This is a genomic window from Parvibaculum indicum (assembly GCF_011762095.1).
GTDB classification, from domain to species: domain Bacteria; phylum Pseudomonadota; class Alphaproteobacteria; order Parvibaculales; family Parvibaculaceae; genus Parvibaculum; species Parvibaculum indicum.
The window spans coordinates 1-6821 of the sequence record NZ_JAASQO010000029.1 but is presented as its reverse complement, the minus strand read 5'-3'; the positions used below and the strand labels follow the sequence as shown (position 1 = coordinate 6821).

Below are 6821 nucleotides of genomic sequence, written 5' to 3'. Positions count from 1 at the left end.
ATATCCTGACAGTCCAGCCCCAATCTGAAATTTTTCCGCAGTGAAGATGAGGTTGATCATGCTGCCATCTCCTCTGCCTGGGGCTGCTGAGCGTGCATCCAGTCGGCTGCCTGCTGCGCCTTGCTCGCTGCGGTGAAGATGGCCTTGGGGTCGTTCTTCAGGACCTTGAGCCACGAGGCGACATAGGCGGCGTGGTCGGGGCGCGGATGGTGGGCGACGTCAAGGTCAGCGAGGACGAGCCCGCTGAGAATTTCCACGCAGCATTCTTCGGCGGCATAGGCGGCTGAACCGAAGCGCCCGGAAAGATCGCGATCGAGCCTGTGCTTGGAGCCGCTGGCGTGCCCACATTCATGGAGCCACACCCCATAAAACGATGCGGCGTCGCGGAAGGAGGAGAACGGTGGCATGAACACGGTGTCGGCCGACGGGCGGTAATAGGCCTCCGATCCACCGAATTCAGTCTTGACGCCCAGGTTGGCGATGAACGCTTCCGCATGGCCGAGACGTTCAGCCTCGGGCAGCACGGGCGTATCTGGGCGCTCGTAGCCATCGACCTGAGCGACGTTGAAGACCGAGAAAGCACGGGCGAACATTCGCCGATGCCCGTCATCATCGTCTTCGTTGTCGGCCTGCCGGGAAGCCTGGATCTCCCGCCACAACACTACCGTGGTGGAACGCTCTCCTTCCCGCACCTGCGCGCCGGCATCCTGCCATTGCTTGTAGGTGCCCCATAGGCCGTCGCCATATCCGCCGGCGAAGCCCGCTGCCCAGAGGGCTAGCGTATTAATCCCGCGGTATCGCTTGCCGGATGAGAGGTTGGTCGGGCGCGCGATGCTGGACCCGTTGTGGAACCAGGGCGCACGCCATTCGCCGGCACCTTGTTCGATGGCGGCGATGATCTCTGCGGTGACGCGGGAATAGACGTCGGCGCGCTGGACGGATGACGAGGTGTTCCTCATTGTGGAATCTCCGTGGCCGGCGGCGCGAGCCTCTCTCGCCCCTTCAACCGGCCGCCCGACTCCGGCCGTCCTCTTCCTCTCCTGCCGCCCGTTCGGGCGGCTGTTCCTGATTTTTTGTCTTGTCATGATTGTTGCTCCTTCTCCGCCGGGGCCTGTCCCGGCGTCGGAGCAGCGGATTGCGATGTCTCAGGCGTGGCCGCGCACTCGCAGAGCCGAAGCGTAAGCGGAGGACGGCGATCAGCCGTTGCGCGGATACGCCGGGCATCGCGCGCTCCGAGCACGCCGGGCGGGCCACCGGCGAAGGAGCACCCAGCTCCCCTCAGGAGCCGGGCGCGGACTGGTCCTTGTCTATGCTGTCGAGGACCGTCTTCGCTCGATCAAGATTCTGCTGAAGGATGCTTCGTTGAAGCGTGGACAGCCGCTTCTCCTTCAACAGGTCTGCGGCCTCCTGCGCAGACCGCGCCCATGCTGGCCGGTGCATGGAGGTGATGCAGGCATTTGGGCAGAGGGTCGGCTGGCAGAGTGCGGTCAGCGGACCTTTGGCTCCGGTGGCCTGCTTTAGGCAGACGGCCGTGCCGGGATCGAAGAAGCAATCGGCCAGCACGCCGACATGCAAGGTCCGCGCGAGGCTCGCGAGCATGGTTCGCAGTCGGGCGCGATCAGCGATCATGGCCGGAAGCGGTCCGAGATCGTCCGATACGCTATCGAGCGTCTTCGCGATACGTGTCGCTGCAGGCCCGGACAGCTTGGCCCCGGCCTGCCGCTCGTCGAAATAGATCAACAGGTCATCGAGCTGACCGAGGCTACGCTGGTTCTCGACTTCCGCTCTGAAACCGGAACGGCTGGAGCCGGCATATCCTTCGAAAGCGGCGACGGAGGCATGCTTGTACTGGATCATGCCGGCGATGGTGCCGAAGGGACGATTGGCGATGTGCCATGCGATCGTTCGTCTGAACTGCCGCGTCGTGATCCGCCAAGGCTGATCACCTGGCCCATTCGGGATCGCCGGTATGCCCGGTGTGCTGAACAGGTCGTTGAGATGATCCCGGAATCGGTTGAGCTGGCGGACGATCTCGGCCGAGAGGTGATCCTTGCAAACAGGCCGTGCGATCAGAACGGGCCAGAGCGTCTCGAGGCCGCGGGCTGATGCAACGCGGAACGACAGGCGTTCCAGAACCTCGACAGCTCTGGCAACGGGCTCGATGGTGACCCAGTCGGCAGGTTCGCCCTGGGTGGACTTGCCTTTATAGGCGACGGACCGAACACGATGGCGCATGATCATGCCGTCTTCGCTGCGCGTCAGGGAAAGGCATCCACGCTGCATCGCCTGGACTTCGCAGTCCCGCATGCCGGTCAGATAAGCACAGAGAATATAGGCCGCTGATTGCAGCATGCGCTCTTCCGCCGCCAGGGTCTTGGCGTCGAAGCGAGACCGCCAGGGCTTGCCGGTCTCTGGAAGAATGGAGATGGGTGTATCCATGCCGCCAGTCTCGACACCGAGCTCGAGCACCGCAGCTCTGATCTGGCGTGGAGCGCCGTTCGTGAGTTGAATGTGCATCTTCGGCTCGGTGAGCGTGTCGATACCGATGTGCAGGTGAAGCAGGTGGGCGTTGACGGGTGGCGACAGCTCTCCTGTCTCGGGATGCCGGAGGAATATGCCGTTATGGGCAGTGCCCCAGATCGGCACCCCGCGACCTTCCCTGCGAAGCCGCCCGAAATAGTCCTCAAGCCGGTTACGCTGCTGGCGCCGCCGGTCTTTACGTTCGAGAACGCTGTCCTGCTCGATGAGCGCGGCGCAATGCGCTTCGAGACGGTCCATCTCCTCACGGGCTGCGAAGATATCGGCGGAAAACTCGGTGACATACCGGATCGACCAGGCCAGCAACGGTGAGATGATTGTCTCGGGAATGCGCGGCGTCCGGTTCTCGCGGACGTGACGATAGCCCGCGACACGCGCTGGAGGTCTGCCGACCCACGGCTGGAATGACAGTCCTCCGGAAGGAAGATCATCGCGATAGGCATAGAGATCGAACGGCACCTCCAGTAGCTGAGTGACGATGACCGGCCGACGAGCACGGTCGGCTTTGAGGTGCCGGACATAGAGATCAAGAAGTGGCTGGTCGACGCGGCGGAGATCGACCTCACCGAGTTCATCACGCACGAACTCGAAGAAGCGTCGGGCGCGGTTGAAGACCTGCCGGACACTACCGGGAGAAAGGATCTTGCGGTGACCTGGCAGGTCGACATTGAGCCGGGCATAGAGAAGTTCGCGCAACGCCTCGCGGACGCTCACATCCTCGATCGACCCGAAATGCACGGTGACGTGACAGCGGCGAGCGCTCTCGCGAAACACGGCCGGACCGAGATCCCAGCTTGGATCGCTGTAGCGCGACAGAGCATCCCGATCAAAACCGGGCTTTAGCGGAGCGGTGGCCAGAACTGGGCGCAGATCGTATTGCCGTGAGGAAGCTGCTGGCGACAATCCCCTCATTGGCGGGCCTCCGGCGGAAGATAAAGGGTGTGCTCTTCCGCCTCACGGCGGGCTGCGGCGATCATGCTCTCGGGAAATGCCGGCAGAACCTGCCCGGCGATGCGCGCATGGGCGCGGCCGAACTTCATTGCCCACTCTGAGGCGGAGAGACCCGCCCGCTGTTGTTCTATAAACTGTAGGAATGCGATGATCGCGGGCAGCTTGCGCGCGGTGATGACCGCATTGCGGCATTCGAGACAGCCCCAGAATGGTTGCGGGCAAGGCTCGCCTGGTTCTCCGAAGGGGCTGCGATCAAAACCAGAGCATGCGGCGAGCCAAACGTCCTGGTCACCACGCAGGATACTGTCGCGGTCCTCAGGCCCTTCGGGAGGGGGGTCGCATTGCCGCCAGGTATCTTCCTCGGCGGGCGCCAGGATGATCGGACCAGCCGCCGCCGCGACTTCGGAAAAGGCCTCGGCAACGGTGGCTTCATGCAGCGGGCGCAGCGAAGGGATATCCGCGTAGTGGCGTGCGGCGATCTCGGGAGTATGTCCAACGGCAAAACGGGCCATATGGCCCTCGGTCTTCAGATACCAAAGCGCCTTGTGGGTCTTACGCAGCCGAGAAAGAACGAGACGGAGCGGCTCACCATCGTCATCAACGAGATCATGGCCCTTTATCCATCTGGCTACGAGTTCCTGCTGATGCTCCAGACCTGCGCGAAGCTGCTTCCGCCCGGTGTAATAATAGAGCCAAAGGTTCTCGCTTGGAACGAACTGCCGTGTGAATGCCGTTGCCTCGATCAGCTTGCGGATCAGACCACCCGGTGTCCCGATCCCGCCGTCACGGACACGGATGTGCTTGTGCTCGGCGCCGCGGGCACGCCGCTTGACATAGGCAATCTCGATCGTACCGGGTCCAGGGTTCTTAAGGCAGTCGATCGTCAACGCCTTGCAGCATTCGAGCTCCAGGCCGGTCTCCAGAGAGAGGAAGGTCAGCAGTGGTGGAATATCCATCGCGCACAGATGGAAGCGTGCGTGCAGACTCTCGGCCAGGTTAGAGACCGGAAGGCCGCGCCGCAGCCTCATGAAGTAGAGGCTTTTGAAGGTGCGGTCCCCACTGCTGAGCCTGCCGGAGGCGACGATCCGGGCATTGGCCTCATCGGTCACTCTGCGAAGGTTGGGATAGTTGTCGTCTTCATCGAGTGGCCACCCGATCCGCCGGAATATCTTGGCGATGTCGCCACGAGCCGCGTCTCGAAGCTGCCTTGCAACGAACGGGCTGTAGGCGTCTCGTGGTCGGGATCGCCCGACGGATCGTGCACTGGTGTAGCGCAGCCGATGGCGAACCCCTTCATCCAGAAGACCGGGCTGGTCAGCGTCGATCGAGCGGAGGGCCAGGATGGCTTTGGCGAGGACAGTGTGCCGGTGGATCGGAGTCATCCCGCCGGCTTCGAGGAAATCCTCGTATCCGTCGATATCGTCTGCGCGCAGATCGGCGGGCGTCTTTGCCGTGGAATGTTCGCGCAGATATGCGAAAAACTTCAGATAGGCTTGGAGGTGTTGCTTGATCGTGCTCCGCGCGCCGAGCGGACCACCAAGCTCGGACTGCCGGCGCAGAGCTCCTGCAAACGCGAGGGCGAAGGGCCGCGGATGCTCGCCGACAAGATCAACCTCGACAGTTCCGCCGTAGAGCGCCTCGATGTTGAAGCGAAGTCCGAGCACCAGATCGCTGGCATGCGCGGGAGCGACACCATCGGCTGGTACAAAGCGGACCGAGGTTCCCTTGCGTGGTCGGCCCGTCATAGCGAAGCCTCCGAGGGAAGCAGCGCCAGGAGTTCCTCGACGGCCGCATCGACGGTGTCGGCGCGCGTAGCGATGTGGTCAAGGTAAATATAGGTCGTCGTCAGGCTGGCATGGCCGAGAAGCCGTTGCACCTGCTGGAGAGGATCGCCAAGAACTTGCCGATATCCCTCCATCGGCCCGGCAGGCAAGGCAGCGTCGCGAAGGCGGTGCTGAATGAGCATCGCCAGCATGTGAACGGCAAAGGTATGGCGCAGTTGGTGTGGACTGATGCCAATATCGAAACCGAAGGATCTGCACCGGCTGGAGGCACGGGCGAAAGCGACTTCCCAGGAGTTCGGCTGCACCGGCAAGCCGATCTCCGAGAGCCACAATATCGCCGGTTCGCTCGGTGTGCCGTCGCTGTCGCAGACAATGATCCTACCGCGTTCCTCGGGGTCGAGCAGGTCGAGTGCGATATCGCCGCCATCAACTAGTCGCAGCCGGGCCGCGTGCCGCTCGCGATGAACGAAGATCGGTCGGTCGATCGATTGCCACTCCGAGCGCCGTTGGAACTTCGTGACGGCATGAGCACGTTCGACATCGACATAGGCGCGCACCTGCTCGAGCAGTCGAGCGGGAACGAGAATCTGGCGGCCGCGATCACCCTTGGTCTGGGCGTCCGGCAAATCCAGCCATACCTGACGGCCGGCACGGTAATCGGCGAAAACGAGATCGGAGGCGAAGAGAGACGACGCTTCTTCCAACCGAAGCCCTGTGGTCACAAGGAGATCGGAGAAAAGCGCATTGCGAATGCCGGTGCGATCTCGGGCGCCGGGGCGTGTGCGGCCGTCAGGCAAAAGCGCCTTGAGGCCGACATCCCGAAAGCGCCGATAGTCCTCGAGCGTGACGAAACTGACGTCCGCTCGACGCGCGGCAGGTTCATAGGCGTCGTTCCGCGCGGCCATCTGCGAACGGCGCCCACCGTACCCCTGCCTCCAGACCGAGCGATGCGTGAAGGGTGCTTCTGCAATCAGTCCTTCCTGCACACCCCAGCGATATAGCCGATCGAGACAGGCAACGGCGCGATTCCAGGAAGCAGCGGAAATGCGTTGTCCGACCTCGGCGCGGCGGCGGACGCGATGATAGGCAAGGACATCATGCCGGTCGGCTTGCCATATCGTTTTGGCGCAGGCTTCCGAAAGAAAACGAGCCCAGACGAAAACGTCGTAGCCATAGGCACGAAGGGAATGGCGTGAGCGAACGCCATTGAGAGGAAGATCGCGTAAAAAGCGATCCAGATCAGGATCGTAAAGCGCTCCGTCCCGGAGGATCATTGGGACATGGGCATCAAGGCCCTCCGCTGATCTGCGCTCCTGAATGGTAATGCTTGAAGCTGCGATTACATTGTCCACAAGTTGTTCAACCTTCCCCCGGACCCCCATCCGGGAGCCCAGCATCAACGAAGGAGTTCAACTTGCCCGGCGCTATCCAGGCCGGCCTCCGCCAGCTATTTGGGAGCGCTGCGGCCGGCCCGGATAACGCCTCCGTCAGTCCTGTTGCATCGACGTCAAGCAGGACACTGACAATCGGTGCAGACTGTCAAGATAA

The 6821-nt window shown here is 62.5% G+C and carries 4 protein-coding genes; all 4 read right to left on the bottom strand.

Annotated features, from left to right (window positions below):
* Positions 1–56: 56 nt before the first annotated feature.
* The 4 genes from FHS78_RS19095 to FHS78_RS19080 all read right to left on the bottom strand — a co-directional run bounded on the left by FHS78_RS19095 (position 57) and on the right by FHS78_RS19080 (position 6655).
* Positions 57–959, bottom strand: coding sequence for an ArdC family protein (locus FHS78_RS19095; RefSeq protein WP_167096091.1), 903 nt, complete (start codon positions 957–959; stop codon positions 57–59).
* Between the two features lie 319 nt (positions 960–1278).
* The gene (locus FHS78_RS19090) at positions 1279–3450 is read right to left on the bottom strand and encodes an integrase (RefSeq protein WP_167096089.1); all 2172 of its coding nucleotides are present in this window, start codon (positions 3448–3450) and stop codon (positions 1279–1281) included.
* Positions 3447–5234 (bottom strand): hypothetical protein, encoded by a 1788-nt coding sequence (locus FHS78_RS19085; protein WP_167096087.1) that lies wholly within the window; start codon positions 5232–5234, stop codon positions 3447–3449. The genes FHS78_RS19090 and FHS78_RS19085 overlap by 4 nt, the downstream gene beginning before the upstream one ends.
* Positions 5231–6655, bottom strand: a complete 1425-nt coding sequence (locus FHS78_RS19080) for a tyrosine-type recombinase/integrase (protein WP_167096093.1) — start codon at positions 6653–6655, stop codon at positions 5231–5233. The genes FHS78_RS19085 and FHS78_RS19080 overlap by 4 nt, the downstream gene beginning before the upstream one ends.
* Positions 6656–6821 lie beyond the last annotated feature (166 nt).

Coding starts and splice junctions, on each gene's coding strand:
- FHS78_RS19085 (WP_167096087.1), bottom strand. CDS start 5,234: ATGACGGGCCGACCACGCAAGGGAACCTCGGTCCGCTTTGTACCAGCC.
- FHS78_RS19095 (WP_167096091.1), bottom strand. CDS start 959: ATGAGGAACACCTCGTCATCCGTCCAGCGCGCCGACGTCTATTCCCGC.
- FHS78_RS19090 (WP_167096089.1), bottom strand. CDS start 3,450: ATGAGGGGATTGTCGCCAGCAGCTTCCTCACGGCAATACGATCTGCGC.
- FHS78_RS19080 (WP_167096093.1), bottom strand. CDS start 6,655: ATGGGGGTCCGGGGGAAGGTTGAACAACTTGTGGACAATGTAATCGCA.